Annotated in this window: 13 protein-coding genes and 1 pseudogene; 7 read left to right on the forward strand and 7 right to left on the reverse strand. The window is 70.3% G+C overall.

Annotated features, from left to right (window positions below):
• Positions 1–51: 51 nt before the first annotated feature.
• From IEZ09_RS48245 to IEZ09_RS12790, 5 genes and pseudogenes are all read left to right on the forward strand, one after another.
• Positions 52–2412 (forward strand): annotated as a pseudogene (locus IEZ09_RS48245) (condensation domain-containing protein); the annotation flags it as partial.
• Positions 2409–3263 (forward strand): ACP S-malonyltransferase, encoded by an 855-nt coding sequence (gene fabD, locus IEZ09_RS12775; RefSeq protein ID WP_189253867.1) that lies wholly within the window; start codon positions 2409–2411, stop codon positions 3261–3263. The pseudogene IEZ09_RS48245 and the gene fabD, both read left to right, overlap by 4 nt.
• Entirely contained in the window at positions 3260–4048 is a 789-nt protein-coding gene (locus tag IEZ09_RS12780) for a thioesterase II family protein (protein ID WP_189253868.1), read from the forward strand. The genes fabD and IEZ09_RS12780 overlap by 4 nt, the downstream gene beginning before the upstream one ends.
• Positions 4026–4853 carry a 4'-phosphopantetheinyl transferase family protein gene (locus tag IEZ09_RS12785; RefSeq protein ID WP_189253869.1) on the forward strand — a complete coding sequence of 276 codons (828 nt, stop codon included), beginning with the start codon at positions 4026–4028 and terminating at the stop codon, positions 4851–4853. The genes IEZ09_RS12780 and IEZ09_RS12785 overlap by 23 nt, the downstream gene beginning before the upstream one ends.
• A 100-nt stretch (positions 4854–4953) precedes the next feature.
• Positions 4954–6312 carry an MFS transporter gene (locus IEZ09_RS12790; protein ID WP_189253870.1) on the forward strand — a complete coding sequence of 453 codons (1359 nt, stop codon included), beginning with the start codon at positions 4954–4956 and terminating at the stop codon, positions 6310–6312.
• Between the two features lie 56 nt (positions 6313–6368).
• Here IEZ09_RS12790 and IEZ09_RS12795 read toward each other — a convergent pair whose 3' ends face one another.
• The 7 genes from IEZ09_RS12795 to IEZ09_RS12825 form a co-directional block, all read right to left on the reverse strand.
• Complete coding sequence (locus IEZ09_RS12795; protein WP_189253871.1) at positions 6369–6551, reverse strand: tautomerase family protein; 183 nt, start codon at positions 6549–6551, stop codon at positions 6369–6371.
• 9 nt (positions 6552–6560) lie between these two features.
• On the reverse strand, positions 6561–7781 hold the full coding sequence (locus IEZ09_RS12800; RefSeq protein ID WP_189253872.1) for a DegT/DnrJ/EryC1/StrS family aminotransferase: 1221 nt from the start codon (positions 7779–7781) through the stop codon (positions 6561–6563).
• The gene (locus tag IEZ09_RS12805) at positions 7771–9357 is read right to left on the reverse strand and encodes a (2,3-dihydroxybenzoyl)adenylate synthase (protein ID WP_189253873.1); all 1587 of its coding nucleotides are present in this window, start codon (positions 9355–9357) and stop codon (positions 7771–7773) included. Before IEZ09_RS12805 ends, IEZ09_RS12800 begins: the two co-directional genes overlap by 11 nt.
• 20 nt (positions 9358–9377) lie before the next feature.
• Entirely contained in the window at positions 9378–10262 is an 885-nt protein-coding gene (locus IEZ09_RS12810) for an AfsR/SARP family transcriptional regulator (RefSeq protein ID WP_189253874.1), read from the reverse strand.
• A gap of 23 nt (positions 10263–10285) precedes the next feature.
• Positions 10286–11431, reverse strand: coding sequence for an N-methyl-L-tryptophan oxidase (solA, locus tag IEZ09_RS12815; protein ID WP_189253875.1), 1146 nt, complete (start codon positions 11429–11431; stop codon positions 10286–10288).
• Positions 11428–12510 (reverse strand): LLM class flavin-dependent oxidoreductase, encoded by a 1083-nt coding sequence (locus tag IEZ09_RS12820; RefSeq protein WP_189253876.1) that lies wholly within the window; start codon positions 12508–12510, stop codon positions 11428–11430. Before IEZ09_RS12820 ends, solA begins: the two co-directional genes overlap by 4 nt.
• A gap of 65 nt (positions 12511–12575) precedes the next feature.
• A complete protein-coding gene (locus IEZ09_RS12825) occupies positions 12576–12809 on the reverse strand; it encodes a phosphopantetheine-binding protein (RefSeq protein ID WP_229812494.1) in 234 nt (77 codons plus the stop codon).
• A 121-nt stretch (positions 12810–12930) separates the two neighbouring features.
• On the opposite strand from IEZ09_RS12825, the gene IEZ09_RS12830 reads away from it, so the two are divergent.
• On the forward strand, positions 12931–13611 hold the full coding sequence (locus IEZ09_RS12830) for a hypothetical protein (RefSeq protein WP_189253877.1): 681 nt from the start codon (positions 12931–12933) through the stop codon (positions 13609–13611).
• A 204-nt stretch (positions 13612–13815) separates the two neighbouring features.
• Positions 13816–15315 carry an MFS transporter gene (locus IEZ09_RS12835; protein WP_189253878.1) on the forward strand — a complete coding sequence of 500 codons (1500 nt, stop codon included), beginning with the start codon at positions 13816–13818 and terminating at the stop codon, positions 15313–15315.
• The last annotated feature ends 4 nt before the right edge of the window (positions 15316–15319 follow it).

Here is a 15319-nt window from a genome sequence, read left to right on the forward strand (position 1 = left end):
AAGGCGATCTCCGAGCTGACCGCCAACCGGGAACCGGAGCAGGTGCCGCTGAACCCGCAGCAGTACGGCGTTCTAGTCGACTCGCTCGCCCGCCGCGGCACGGGACGGTACGTCGAGCAGATGAGCTGGGTGTGGCACGGGCCGCTGGACGTCGAGCGGTTCACGGCCGCGTGGCGCCACACCGCACGTCGGCACGCGGCCCTGCGCGCGTCGTTCAACTGGGACGGCACGCCCTGCCTGCTGGTGCACCCGGACGTCGAACCGGAGGTCCGGGTCCACGACGACACCACGTGGGAAGACCTCCTGGCCGCAGACCGCGCTCGCGGGTTCGACCTCGGTGAGCCCGCGCTGCTGAGGCTCGCTCTCCTCCGGGACGGGCAGGCGCACCGCATCCTGCTGAGCTTCCACCACGCGTTGCTCGACGGGTGGAGCACAGCGCTGGTGCTGGAGGACTTCTACCTGCACTACCTGGGCCACCCGCGGCCGATCGAGCCGGACGAGCCCGACGCGCGCACCCACGCCAGGTGGCTCGCGGCGCAGGACACGACCGACGCGGAGGCGTTCTGGTCGTCCCGGCTGTGCGGCCTGGACGTGAAGACCGCGCCCGGCATCACCGGGAATCCGGAGCCGGAGCACGGCATCGGACGAGTCGAGGTGCGCTTTCCCGCCGACAAGCTGGCCGAGCTGCGCGCTGTCGTCTCGGCACGGGCTGCCACGGAGAACACCGTGCTGCAAACGGTGTGGGCCGCGTTGCTGTGGCGGTTCGCCGGTGGCCAGGCCGCTTCGGTCGGATTCGGCGTCACGTTGTCCGGCCGTGGCATCGATCTGCCCGGCGTGGAACGGATTCCGGGCCTGCTGATGACCACGCTGCCGCTCACGGTCGAAGTGCGGCCGGACGAACAGGTGCTCGACCTCGTGGGGAGGGTGCGGGAGGCCGCGCTCGACACCGCGACGTTCGAGTGGGTGTCCACGGGCCAGGTGCACGACTGGAGCGGCAGGCCAGGCACCGTCCCGTTGTTCGAAAGCCTGCTGGTGGTGGAGAACTACCCCAGCTCGCTCGGCGAGGTCGGCCGGTTGCTGGACGAGGCGGGCATCGCCGTGGAGCAGCCGACTGTCGTCGGGGCCGAGACCGCGTACCCGTGCACGTTGTTGCTGCACCACGACGACAAGGACGTCGTGCTCACGGTCGTGCACGACCGCACGATCATCGGCACGGAGTCCGCGCAGCGCATCGCCGAGCTGTGGCTGGAAGTGCTGGCCCGGCTGGACCGTCTCGACCGGCTCACCGTGGCCGAGCTCGTCGACGGCCTCGGCGAACTTCCCGTCGTGGCACCACGTCCGCAGGTACTGAGCACGTCCGCGATCACCGAGTGGCCGGAGCACCCGCTCACCGAGGTCGTGCGGCAGGTGTGGCGCGACGTTCTCGGCGTGAGTGAAGTCGAGCCGTCCGACCACTTCTTCGAGTGCGGAGGCCATTCCCTGCTGGCCGGCCGGTTCCTGCGAGAGGTCGGCGAGCGGTGCGGCACCGTCGTGCGGCTCGACGACCTGTTGACCAATCCGACGGCGGCCGCGTTCGCCGCGGCACTCGGCGGGCACACCACAACGTCCCGCTCACCGCTCGTGCCGCTGTGCCCGGGACTGGAACCGGTGCTGTACCTGATCCACCCGCCGGGCGGGCAGGTCGCGTGCTACGCCGAGTTCGCGCGCCGCTACGACGGACCCGAGGCCGTGTTCGGCATCAGGGACCCGCGCATCGACGTGCCGGGCGAGCCCGATCCGCGCACGGTGCGGGAGCTCGCCGAGGACTACCTCGGAATGTTGTTGCCCCGCCTCACCGACGCACCGATCGTGCTCGGCGGGTTCTCCGGCGGCGGCGTACTCGCCCAGGAACTGGCCAGGCTGGTGCAGCAGGCGACCGGACGCACCCCGCTGGTGCTGCTCATCGACGCCGCCGCGCCGACCGGCGAGGTCACCGACACCCAGGCGGACAACAGCTTCCTGCGCCAGGTGCAGGCCCACGACCCGGAGCGTCCCGCGACCGGGGAGGGTGCCGCGTACCTCACGGAGCTGGCTGCGGTGGCGGACTGGATGACCGGCACCGGCCAGGGCGATCCGTACGCGCTGCTCGCGACCACGCTCGCGGCGGTCGAACGGCACGAACCTCAGCCGTACACCGGCCCGGTCGCGTTGTTCCGCGCCGCCGACACGACGTTCGGCGGTGACGCGGACTTCGCCGCCGCCGCCGAGTACTACCGCAAGCCCGGTCTCGGCTGGGAGGACCTCTGCCCCGAGCTGACCGTGCACATCACCCCCGGCAACCACGTCTCGCTGCTGACCGGGGACAACGCACAGCGGCTCGCGCGAGCGGTCGCGGCGACCGTGCGCCGACACAGGGAAGGAAACAAGCGATGACCAGGATCTTCCTGTTCGCCGGCCAGGGAGCCCAGCGGGTCGGCATGGGCCGCACCGAGTTCGAGAGGTACCCGGAGCTCGAACGCGAGGCGAGCGACCTGCTCGGCTACTCGCTGCGGACGCTGTGCCTGGAGGACCCGGACGGCCTGCTCGGCAACACCAGGTACACCCAGCCCGCGATGTACGTCGTGAACGCGCTGGCGTACCGGATGAAGCTCGAGGAGTCGGCACCGCCCGACCTCGCGCTGGGCCACAGCCTCGGCGAGTACAACGCGCTGGAAGCCGCCGGTGCGTTCACCTTCGCCGAGGGACTCAAGCTCGTCGACGCCCGCGCCGCCGCGATGGCGCGGATCACCGGTGGCGGCATGTCCGCGGTGGTCGGCCTGGAGGAGACGCTGATCCGGTTCCTGTTGCTGCGCGCGGGTTTCGACACGATCGACCTCGCGAACCTCAACACTCCACAGCAGACGGTGCTCGCCGGACCGCTCGACGACCTCGCCGAGTTCGGCACGATCCTGGAGGACGCGGGCGCGCGCATGGCGAAGAAGCTCGCCGTCAGCGGCCCGTTCCACTCGCGCTACATGACACCCGCCGCCGAGGAGCTCGCACCGGTGCTGCGCGCCACCGCGTTCGGCCGCCTGCGGTTCCCGGTGATCTCCAACCACACCGCGCAACCGCACCACCAGAACGGGATCGCGGAGCTGCTCATCAGGCAGATCGACCACCCGGTCCGGTGGGCGGAGTCCATCGGACCGCTGACCGAACGCGACGACGCCCAGTTCGTCGAGATCGGCGGCACGACGCTCACCAGCATGGTGCGCCAGATCAGGAAGGTGAAGGTCGCGGCATGATCAGCACGCACACCACACGTTCGGTGCTCCGCCCGCAGCCGGTGCCCGACGCCACCCGCCGGGTGTTCCTGCTGCACCACGCGGGCGGGTCGCACCTGCTGTTCCGCGACTGGGTCCGGCACTTCCCCGCCGACTGGGAGGTGTGCCTGCTGGAGGCACCCGGCCGCGGCAGGCTGTCGGACCTGCCGCTGATCGGTGAGGTCGCCGACCTGGTCTCGTTCTTCCTGGAGGACATGGTCCCGCTGCTGGACCGCCCGTTCGTCCTCTTCGGACACAGCATGGGCGCGCTGGCCGGCTACGAGCTGACGCAACGGCTGGTGGCGGACGGTCTGCGCCAGCCGGACTGGTTAGGACTCTCCGCACGGGCCGCACCCAGGCCGGACGGCGGCCTCGACCTGCGCACCCGGCACCTGATGCCGGCCGCCGAGCTGCGCCGCTCGCTCGCCGACATGGGCGGCACGCCCCGCGAGGTGCTGGAGGACCCGGACTGGTGGGAGTTCCTGGAACCGATGCTGCGCACCGACCTCCGGCTCGTCGAGACCTGGCGCCCGGCGGACGGCTCGCCGGTGCTGCCGGTGCCGGTCTCGGCGTTCGGCGGTGACCGCGACGTCGTCGTCCGCCCGCAGCGGCTGGACGACTGGCGCGAGCACACCACGCGGTACCTGGGGTTGCACCTCTATCCGGGCGACCACTTCTACTTCCGGTCGTACGTCAAGGAGTTCGTCGACCGGATCGTCTCGGACGTGCGGAAGGCGGTCGGCGATGGCACCCACCACGGCGGCTGAACGGCTGATCGTCGGTGACTCCGTGCAGTTGTGGTTGTGCCGCAACGAGGACCTGTCCGAGGCAGAGGCGGTCGACCTCGAACGCCGCTGGCTCGACGAACGCGAACGGGCGACCGCGCGCCGGTTCGTGTTCGACCACGACCGCGGTCAGTACCTCGTCGCCCACGCCCTCGTGCGGCGGGTGCTGGCCCTGCACACCGGTGTCGCGGAGAACCAGCTGGGCTTCTGGCGCAGCCACCGCGGCCGCCCGTTCCTCGAACCGCCCGTCGGAGGCTGGCCGTTCGAGGACGAGGGCATCGACTTCAACCTGTCGCACACCCGCGGCGTGAACGTCATCGGCGTCACGAGCCACCGGCGGGTCGGCGTCGACGTGGAACGCCTCGACCGCGAGGACGTGATGACGATCGACGCCGTCTCGGAGGCGTTCTCGCCGGAGGAACAGCAGTGGCTCGCCGGGTTGCCGGAAGGCGCACGGCGGCGCGGTGTGCTGCGCCTCTGGACGTTGAAGGAGGCCTACGCCAAGGCCAGGGGGCTGGGGCTCGCCCTGCCGTTCGACTCGTTCGCCTTCGCCCTGGACGGCGAACGGCTGCGCTCGTTCCGCCCGCCGCGCGACGACCTGGGCGGACGCTGGCAGTTCGTCGAGCTCGAACCGATGGCGTCGACGTTGCTGGCGGCGGCCGTCGAGGTGGTCGGGCCGGACATCCCCGAGGTGCACCTGCGGACCGGTTTTCCGTGGACACCGCAGCCGCCGCTGGTGCTGGACATGCCCGTTCGAGCGGACGTCGAGCAGTACTCGAGGCGGTGACCGGCGGTTCGAGCGAACCTCGACCGGAACGCGAGGGTTCTGAGGTAGTGGGCCGGTTAACTGATAGGGCTCAAATGAAGATCAGCGGAAGGTTTGTGTCATGACTGAGGCGACGACCACGAACTCGGCGGTGCTCGCGCACCGCTGGAAGATCCTCGGCGTGGTCTGCCTGGTGCAGTTCATGCTCATGGTCGACGACACGGTGGTCAACGTCGCGCTGCCGAGCATCCAGAGCGATCTCGGGTTCACGCCGGCGACACTGCCGTGGATCGTCAACGCCTACATCCTCGCGTTCGGCGGCCTGCTGGTGGCCGCGGGCCGGATCGGCGACCGCATCGGCCTGGTCCGCACCTTCGTGGCCGGCACGGCGTTGTTCGCGGTGGCGTCGCTGGCCTGCGGTGTGGCGCAGGAACCGTGGCAGCTGGTCGCCGCGCGGTTCGTGCAGGGCATCGGCTCGGCGTTGACCTCACCCACCGTGCTCGGGCTGATCACCGTGGTGTTCCGCGACCCGGCCGAGCGCGGGCGGGCGTTCGGCATCTGGGGCGGCGTCGCGGTGACCGGCGGCCTCTCGGGCGTCGTGCTCGGCGGCCTGATCACCGGGCTGCTCGAGTGGCGGTGGGTGTTCTACATCAACCTGCCGGTGGCCGCCGTCGCGCTGGTGCTGCTGCCGCTGCTGACGAAGGGCGTCGCGACGGCGGGCCGGGATGTCCGAATTGGACTGACGGGCGCGGTGCTGCTGACGGGGGCTGTCGCGGCGACCGTCTACGGGCTGCTGGGCCTTGCCGAGGCGCACTCGCTGGCCAGGACCGCCGGGTTCCTGGGCCTCGCGGCCGTGCTGTTCGCGTTGTTCGTGGTGTCGGAGAAGAAGAGCACCACACCGCTGGTGCCGGCCGGGTTGCTGTCGTCGAGGGTCCGGGTGGCCGCGCTGGTCGCCGGCGTGCTCGCCACGGGTGCCCTGTTCGGGGTGTTCTTCACGCTGACGCTGCAGCTGCAGCGGACGCTGGGCTTCGGGCCGGTGCTCGCGGGTCTTGCCTACGTGCCGTTCGCGCTGGGTTCGTTCACCAGCATCAAGACCGCCGCGAAGCTGGCTCAGCGCATTGCGCCGCAACGGTTGCTGCTGCTCGCGACCCTCGTGGTGGCGCTGGGCGGGCTGTTGCTCGCCGGTGGCGTGCTGCTCGGCGGCTACTGGGCCCTGTTGCCGGGTCTCGTCGTCTTCGGCTTCGGCATCAGCACGGTGCTGCCGGTGACGGCACAGCTCGCGGTGGCCGGTGTGGCGCCGGAGAACGCGGGTGTCGCCGGTGGTCTCGTCACGAGCGCCCAGCAGCTCGGCGGCGCGGTCGGCCTCGCCGTCGCCGGTGTGCTGCTCGGGGCGGCAGGGGATCGGCACGCCACCGCTCTGGTGGGCGCGGTGGTGCTGGCGGGCATCGCCGCTGTGGCCTCCCTGCGCACTCGCGAATAAGAGCCAAAAAAGGGGGAGGCACCGGGAAAACTCCCGGTGCCTCCCCCTTTGTCGTGTCAGTGGCGGACGCCGCCCACTCCCCAGCGGTGGCCGGGGATGCCGGTCAGCGAGATCCACGTCTGCTCGCGGATCTCCTCGCCGAACGTGTCGACGACCGCGGCGGTGATGCGGTCGATCAGCTCCTTCTCGGTCGCCTCGGTGAGCCTGCTCTCGAACAGCTTCACGTCGATGTAGGGCATGACAACTCCTCAGCTGGCGCGCTGGTGGGTGGGGCGCAGGTCGTGCAGGCTCGCCTCGACGGCGGCGACCAGGTGGTCGACCTGGGCGTCGGAGAGGCCGGGGTGGCACGGCAGGTTCATGTGCGAGGTGAACCAGAGTCGTTCCGCCACCGGGCATTCCCCGCTGGTGTGGCCGCGCCAGCGCCATTCCGGCGTCAGGTGCTGCGGGAAGTACCGCAGCTGCACCTCGACTCCGCGCCGGTGCAACGCGCGGACCAGGTCGTCACGGCCGTGGTCCACGAAGAACGTGTACAGGTGGTACGAGTGCTCGACGCCGTCCGGCACCTGCTGGATCCGCGTGCCGGGGAAACGGGCGATGGCGTCGTCCAGCCTGCGGGCGATCCAGCGGCGGCGTTCCACCAGCTCGTCCAGCTTGTCCATCTGCGCCAGGCCCACACCCGCGGCGGCCTCGGCCATCGTGGCGTTCGTGCCGGGCTTGCGCACACCGACGCACGTCCAGCGGTACACGTCCGCCGAGAACTTCATCCACGGCAGCAGGAACGGTTCCTCCGCCGGTTCCGGCACGTAGATGCCGTCCGCCTCGTTGTTGCGGCGGCGGTCGATGCGCTCGGCCCAGTCGTCGCGCTCGAGGGTGATCATGCCGCCCTCGCCGAGGGTGGTGATGTTCTTGGTGGAGTGGAAGCTGAAGCAGCCGATGTCGCCCAGCGCGCCGGGACGCCGGCCGAAGTAGCCGGTGCCCAGCGCGTGCGCGGCGTCCTCGATCACCGTGATGCCGCGCGGGCGGGCGATCGCCATGATCCGGTCCATGTCCGCCGGGTAGCCGCCGTAGTGCACCAGCAGGATCGCCTTGGTGCGGTCGGTGACCAGGGACCGCAGCAGGGCAGGGTCCAGGTTCAGCGTCTCGGGGTCGACGTCGCAGAACCGCACGCGGACGTCGTGGTCCAGCAACGGTTGCAGCGTCGCCTGGAACGTCTGCGGCGTCGCGATCACCTCGTCGCCGGGCGCGAGGTCGAGCATCTCGATGGCCAGCTCCAGCGCGACGGTGCCGCTGGTCACGGACAACGCGTAGCGCGAGCCGACGTGCTTGGCGAACCGCGCCTCGAACTGGTCGCGCAGGCCACCCGCGGACAGCACGTCCCCGGACCGCACGAGGTCGGTGATCATGGTCAGTTCGTCGGCGCCGACGATGCTTCCCCTGCGGGCGAAGGGAACGATGAAGTCACCGTCCACCTGAGCCTCCCGCGATCGTGGCGGCCAGCGACTTCTTGTCGACCTTGCCGAGCCCGGTCAGCGGGAACGACTCGACCACCTCGACGCGGTCGGGCAGCTTGTAGTCGGCGAGCCCGCGCTCCCGCAGCAGCTTGCGCAGCTGGGGCAGCTTCGGGGCGGCGCCGTCGGGAATGATCACGGCACAGGTCTTCTCGCCCAGCACGAGGTCCGGGACGGCCACCACCGCGGCCTGGGCCACGTTGGGATGCGCGGTCAGGTGGGCCTCGACCTCGGTGGCGGAGATCTTGTCGCCGCCGCGGTTGATGACGTCCTTGACCCTGCCCTCGACGACCATGTGGCCGGACTCGGTGAACCGCACCAGGTCGCCGCTGCGGTAGAAGCCGTCGGACGTGAACGCCTTCGCGTTGTGCTCGGGCGCGTTGTAGTAGCCGCGCAACGTGTACGGGCCACGGGTGAGCAGCTCGCCCGCGACACCGACCGGCACGTCGTTGCCGGACTCGTCGACGACGCGGATCTCGTCGGCGGGGCTGACCGGACGGCCCTGGGTGGTGAGCACGACGTCCTCGGGGTCGTCGGCGCGGGTGAACGTCAGCAGGCCCTCCGCCATGCCGAAGACCTGTTGCAGACGGCAACCGAACGCGGGCTGGACACGTGCCGCGACCTCCGGGTGGAGTTTCGCGCTACCGATCTGGATGATCTCCAGGCTGCTCATGTCGCGGTTGCTGTGCGGCACGGCCTCGAGCCACAGGTGCGTGATCGTCGGGACGACCGACGTGATCGTGACGCGCTCGCGTTCGATCAGCTCGAAGCAGGGCTCCGGCTCCGGGGTGAGGGCCATGACCGCCGTGCCACCGGCCTGGAACACGCCGATGATCCCGGGGCAGCCCCACGGGAAGTTGAACTCGATCGGCAGCACGGTGAGGTACACGCTGTCCGGTCCGAGCTCGTTGATCTCGGCGGTGATCCGCGTCTGGTAGGCGTAGTCGTCGTGCGTGCGGGGGATCAGCTTCGGCAGCGCCGTGGTGCCGCCGGACAGCAGGAAGAACGCGACGTCGCGCGGGTCGGGCTCGGGCAGCGCGACCGGGTCGGCCTCCGGCAACGAGTCCGCGACGAACACGTGCTCGATCGCCGGAACCACACCGGCGATCTCCTTCGCCAAGGCCACGTAGTCGTAGTCGGCGTGCTCGCGCGGCACGACGATGCCGATCGCGCCCGACAGCTCGCACAGGTGCCTGATCTCGTTGGCGCGGTAGGCGGGCAGTGCGAACACCGGCAGCGCGCCGAGCCGGAACATGGCGAAGCACAGCGCGACGAACTCGGCCACGTTGGGCAGCTGCACGACGATCCTGTCGCCGGAGCGGATGCCCTGCGCCCGCAGGCCGGCGGCGAGCCGGTCGGCCCACGCGTCGAGCCGCTGGTAGCTGATCCGCCGGTCACCGCACACGAGCGCGGTCCTGTCGCCGTGCCGGGCGGCCCAGTCGCGCAGCAGCGCGCCGAGCGTCTCGCCGCGCCAGTAGCCGGCGTCGGTGAACCGTGCCGCGTCCTGGTCAGGCCACGGCACACATCCTTGGAGCATGGTCGTCCTTCCTCTCGCGTCTACGCGCTCAGTCCCACGGCGGCCGACATCTGGCTGACCATCCGGATCAGCGCTTCCTGTTGCTGCACCAGGGAGTTCATCCGGCTGCGCAGCTGGTCGATCTCCTGGGTGAGCTGGTCGCGGCCGCCGGGCAGCAGTGAGGGGGAGTGGGCGAGCACCGCCTGCATCCGCCCGCGCAACGCGGGACCGGGCTCGACCCCCAGCTCCCGCAACAGGTTGCGGCGGGCGCGGTCGTAGGCGCCGATCGCCTCCGACTGCCGCCCGCACCGGTACAGCGCCACCATCAGCTGGTCGTAGAACCGCTCGCGCAACGGGTGCGCCGCGGTCATCTCCTCCAGCTCGCCGACGATCTCGCCGTGCCTGCCGGTCCGCAGGTGCGCGTCGAACATCCCCTCGACGCTCGTCAGGCGTTGCTCCTCCAGCAACGCCGCCTCGCCCGCCAGGATCGAGCCGGTCACGCAGCCCTCGAACGCGGCGCCGCGCCACAGCCCCAGTGCGCGGCGGAACAGCTCGAGAGCGCGTTCGGGATCCTCCGCGGTGATCTCGCGGGCGAGCCCCGACAGCCGGTGGAACTCGTCCACGTCCGTCTCGTGTGGACCGAGGCGGAGGTGGTAGCCGGGCGGGTCGGTGACGATGTCGGCCGCACCGCCCGCCGTGCCGAGCAACCGGCGCAGGCGGGCGATGTGGGCCTGCAGCGCGTTGGTCGCGTTGCCCGGCGGGACGTCGCCCCACAGCTCCTCGATCAGGCGGTCCATCGAGAGCGTCTGCCCCTGCCGCACGATCAGGGTCGAGAGCAACGCCCGCTGCTTCGTCCCGTTCGGGGTCGTCTTCCTGCCGCGGGTCTCGTCGTAGACGTCGACCGGGCCCAGGATTCGAAGTCGCACAGTCTCCCCCATCTGGCTGTCCGCTAGCGGAACCTGTCCGGGTCGGTGAAGGTCAGCGGGCAGCGGGTGTCCCTGCCCAGCACGATGTCCGCGAGCGCCTCCCCGATGCCGCTCGCGTGCTTGAAGCCGTGTCCGCCGCAGCCGACGCCGAGCACCAGTCGCCGGTCGCCACCGGGCCTGCCCAGCAGGAACTGCTTGTCGGGCGTGCGGGTCACCATGCACGTCGTCACCGACGTCGGCAGAGTCGTCAGGCCGGGCACCGCGTCCGTGAGCAGGCCGGTGAGCTTGCTCCAGTCGCCGGGCGTCACCGCGTGGCCGGCGTGGTCCGGGTCGATGGACCGGAAGTCGCGGCCGCCGTCCTCCAGGCCGAGCTTGACGTCGTGCGTCTCTCCGTCGGACCAGCCGTGGCCCCAGATCGCGCCGTCGTGGCCGAGCTCGCGGATGAACACCGGGAAGTTCTTGAGCGCGAACGGTTCCGCGTCGCCGGTCGGGCGGAACCACGTCATCGGCATGCGCACCGGGTCGAGCGGCAGTCCGGGAACGAGCTTGGTCGCCCACGGTCCCGTCGTCACGACCACCTGGCGCACGCGGAGGTCGCGCGCGGGCGTGCGGACGACGACGCCGTCGGCGACGAGGTCGATCTCGGTGACCCTGGTGCCGGTGAAGACCTTGGCGCCGAACCGTTGCGCCACCTCGACGGCGGCACGGACGGTGTCCTCGGCGGCCAGCAGGCCCGCGGTGGGCTCCCACACGCCGACGTGGCCGGCCGGCAGGTTCGCGTGCGCCGGGAAACGCTGTGCCAGCGCGGTGTTGTCCAGCACCTCGACGGGAATGCCGTGCGTGCGGGCCGCGTCGATCGTGCCGGACACGACGTGCCCGTCCGCGGGACCCATCAGCAGACCGCCGGTCGGGTCGAACAACGGGCGGCCAGCGGCGTTCTCCAGCTCGTGCCACAGCGTCAGCGACCGCTGGGCGAGCGGCACCAGTCCGGTGTGCTCCAGGCACGCGGTGCGGAACATCCTGGTGGTGCCGTGCGAGGAACCGTGGGCGTGGCCGGGCTGGAACTGCTCGACGCCGAGCACGGACACCCCGCGCGCGGCGAGCTGCCAGAGCGCGGCCGAGCCCCACGCGCCGAGGCCGATGACCGCGACGTCGGCGTCGAGGTTCATCGCGCGCCCTCCAGCACACGGGAGCCGCTGAACGCCGGCATGACGTGCTCACCGAACAGGTGCATCGCCTTGCGCGACTGGGCGATCGGCATCGCGCCGGGGTTGAACTGCAGGCTCACGCACAGGTCGTCACCGAACCACTCGGCGATCGTGGCGATCTGCTCGGTGACGTCGTCCGGCGTGCCGGCGAGAACCTTGTTGTCCCGCAACGAGGCGGCGAAGTCGTAGGCGCCGACCTTGTCGACGAAGCTCTCGTAACCGGGGTACTGGTCGCTGCGCGTGCTGGCCCACGAGGCGATCGCACCGGCCATCTTCTCGATGTAGTTGCGCTCGTACGTCTCGCCGGCCTCCAGCGCCTCGGCGCGGTTCTCCGAGAGGTAGGCGGTGTACTTGATCTGGATGCGCGGTGAGCCCGCGTGACCGGCGTCCCGCCAGGCGGCGCGGTAGCGGGAGATGTTGTCCTGCAACGTCTCCCGTGACGTCACCGACGGCACGACCTGCAGGTGGTGGCCGGCCGAGCCGGACGCGGCGCAGGACTCGGGGCTCGTCGCGGACGCCACGAAGATCGGCGGGTGCGGCGCCTGGTACGGGCGCGGCAGCATCGTGACGGGGCCGAACTGGTGGAACTCGCCGTCCCACACCACGTTCTCCTCCGTCCACAGGCGACGGACGGCCTCGACGGTCTCGGCGAACCGGGCGCGGCTCTCGTGGATCGGGATGCCGAACGCGGCGAACTCGTCCGGCAGGAAGCCCCGGCCGAAACCGGCGTCGAGCCTGCCGTGCGAGAGGTGGTCGAGCATCGCGAGCTTGCCCGCGAGCTTCACCGGGTGGGTGAACGCGGCGATGACGGCGCCGGTCGCGATGCGGATCCGGCTGGTCCGCGCGGCGGCCGCGGTCAGGAACGTCACGGGGTCCGGGCTGTAACCGCCGTACGGTGAGAAATAATGTTCGACCGTCTGCGCGTGCTCGAATCCGAGCTCTTCGGCCAGTTCGACGAGTCCGAGACTCTCGTCGTAGTAGTCGGTGGCAGTCTTGGCGTCGGGATCGACGACTGGAAAGAAGTTGATTCCGAATTTCATGCTGGCGAAAGTAGCTGACGTCCGGTGGGCGTCTCAGCGTTGTCGAGCACTGTTCGAGCACTCGCCTAGGCCGCTGCGAGCAGTGCCCACCACCCGTTCACGGTCACGTCCTTGACCAGCGACTTCGTGTCGATCTCCACGCCGGCGCGACGCCATTGACCGGCCAGGCCCATCGCGGTCACGGAGTTGAGTCCCCATTCGATCAGATCGTCGTCGTCGGCGATCTCACCGGGGTCGACCTCCAGTTTCTCCGCGATCAGGACGCGGAGTTCTTCCTTGGTTCCGGGAATCTCGCTCACGGCATGTCAGACTAGCTGTCTTCCCCTATTGCGCCAGCTGCTCGTCATTGGTTTGTCAGCGCCGTGTCAGCCGGATCCCGCACCATTCTGCTCACCTACCACCGGGGGAGTTTGATGTGTGATGTGGAGCCTCGAGCATGACGAGTTGATGGACAGGGCCATCGCGAGCGCGCAGAGCGCGTTGTTCGCGGCGGGACGCAAACAGGCGCCGGTGACGGCGGTGCCGGACGCCGCGAGCCCGACCCGCACGGCCGCGATGGCCGCCGTCGCGAGCAGACTGCTCGCGCGGCCGAACAGCTCAGTGCTCGGGCTCTTCGGTAGCACGCCGGAGGTGCGGGTGCACCTGCACGCGTTGAGCCGGCTCTTCACCTTCACGGACGTGCTGGTGGGACAGGAGGTTCCGGACCTGGACGGGGTGACCGTCGCGGAGCCGAAGGACATCGTGGCGGGCGCGGACATCATCACGGTGGTCGGGCCGGGCCCCGAGCTGCCGTACTGGTATCCGCGCGGGCATCTGCACGTCAACGCGATCAGCACTCTTGGTCGCCGACTGCCGAGGGCGTTGCTGGATCGCGCGATGGTGTCACCCGACCACGTCGAGCGCGCCCGTGCCGCGGGGGAGTGCGCGTCGTTGCGGGAGACGCAGGTCGGGCCGGGCATCGCGCGGCTGTGCGCCTCACCCGCCGTGGCCGCACAACACCGCCGGCACCTGACCGTGTTCGACTCGACGGGGTTCGTTTCCGCCGATCAGGTGGCCACCGCACCCGGTGTTTGTGCGAATGCGGAGAGTGTGGCATCATGAGTTCCATGATCTACTAAGGTCTCTTTCGACGCCGCCTCGCTCGCAGGCGTCCCCTCTCAATGGCTTGCGCCTCGTCCTTTCTCTCTTTGGCGTGCCATTCGCATCCCCACGTTTCCGCAGCTCAGGCGTCTTTGGCGTGCGCGCACGACGTTCTGCGGCCTGGGGCGCAATCGCGTCGAAAAAGCCCTTACTTGGAGATTTGCCGTGCAAAAAACCGAACGACTTCCGCAGCGCTGGGCGATTCTCGCCGTGCTCTGTCTCGCTTTGCTCGTGGTCGTGCTGGACAACACCGTGCTCAACGTCGCGGTGCCGTCGCTTAGCTCCGGCCTCGGAGCGTCCACTTCGGACATCCAGTGGATGATCAACGCGTACTCGCTCGTCATGGCCGGTCTGCTGCTGGCTGCGGGCAGCCTGTCGGACCGCTACGGGCGCAAGCGCGCGCTGATGTTCGGCCTGGCGCTGTTCGGGCTCGGCTCGCTCGTCGCGGCGTTCGCCGGATCGCCGATCCAGCTGATCATCGCGCGGGCCGTCATGGGCATCGGCGCGGCGTTCCTGACGCCGGGCACGCTCGCGGTGCTGGTCCGCGTGTTCGACAACGAGGAACGCGCGAAGGCCATCGGCATCTGGGCGGCGGTGTCGTCGCTCGGCATCGCGGCCGGACCGGTCGTCGGCGGCTTCCTGCTGGCGCACTTCTGGTGGGGCTCGGTGTTCGCGGTCAACGTGCCGATCGCGGTCATCGGGTTCATCGCGGTCGCCCTGCTGGTGCCCGAGTCCAAGGACCCGGTCGGCAAGTACCCGGACATCCTCGGCGGTGTGCTGTCCGCGGCGTCGATGGCGGCGCTGATCTACGCGGTGATCTCGGGTTCCGAGCACGGCTGGACGGACTCGCGGGTGCTCGGCACGTTCGCCGTCGGCGTCGTGCTGCTCGCGGTGTTCATCTGGTGGCAGCGCAAGACGGACAACCCGATGCTGGAGCTGTCGATGTTCGCCAATCCGCGTTTCAACGGCGCGGCGGCGGGCGGTGTGCTCGCGGCGTTCGGCATGGGCGGCTCGCTCTTCCTGCTGACCCAGCACCTGCAGTTCGTGCTGCGCTTCTCCCCGCTGGAGGCCGGTTTCCGCATCGCGCCGCTCGCCATCAGCGTGCTGATCAGCAGCAGTCTGCTCAGCGCCAGGGTCGGCAAGGTGCTCGGCCAGGGCCCGACGATGGCGGCGGGCATGACGGTCGCCTCCGGTGGCCTGACGCTGATCGCGCTGGTCGACCCCGCCATCGGGTACCTGCCGACGTTCGGCGGGCTGGTGCTCATCGGACTCGGTGTCGGACTGGCGATGCCGGTGGCCGCGCACGCCATGATGAGCGCGATCCCGCTGGAGCGCGCGGGAACCGGGTCGGGCATCAACCAGACCCTGCAGGAGATCGGTGCCTCGTTCGGCGTGGCCGTGCTCGGTGCCGTGCTGACCGCCCGGTTCGTCGGCGGGCTGCCCGCCGACCTCGGCCCGGACGCGGGCAGGTCGCTGCCCGCCGCGTTGTCCGCGGCGGCCGGTCACCCGGAGACCGCGGCCGCGGCGCGGGACGCGTTCGCCGCCGGCATGTCGAGCAGCCAGCTGATCGGCGCGCTCGCCGTCCTGTGCGGCGGCCTGCTCGCCGGGTTCCTCCTGCGCCGTGCGGAGAAGTCCCAGCCCGTCACCGTCCCCCAACACGCCTAGGAGA

The organism is Lentzea flava (assembly GCF_014648475.1).
GTDB lineage: Bacteria > Actinomycetota > Actinomycetes > Mycobacteriales > Pseudonocardiaceae > Lentzea > Lentzea flava.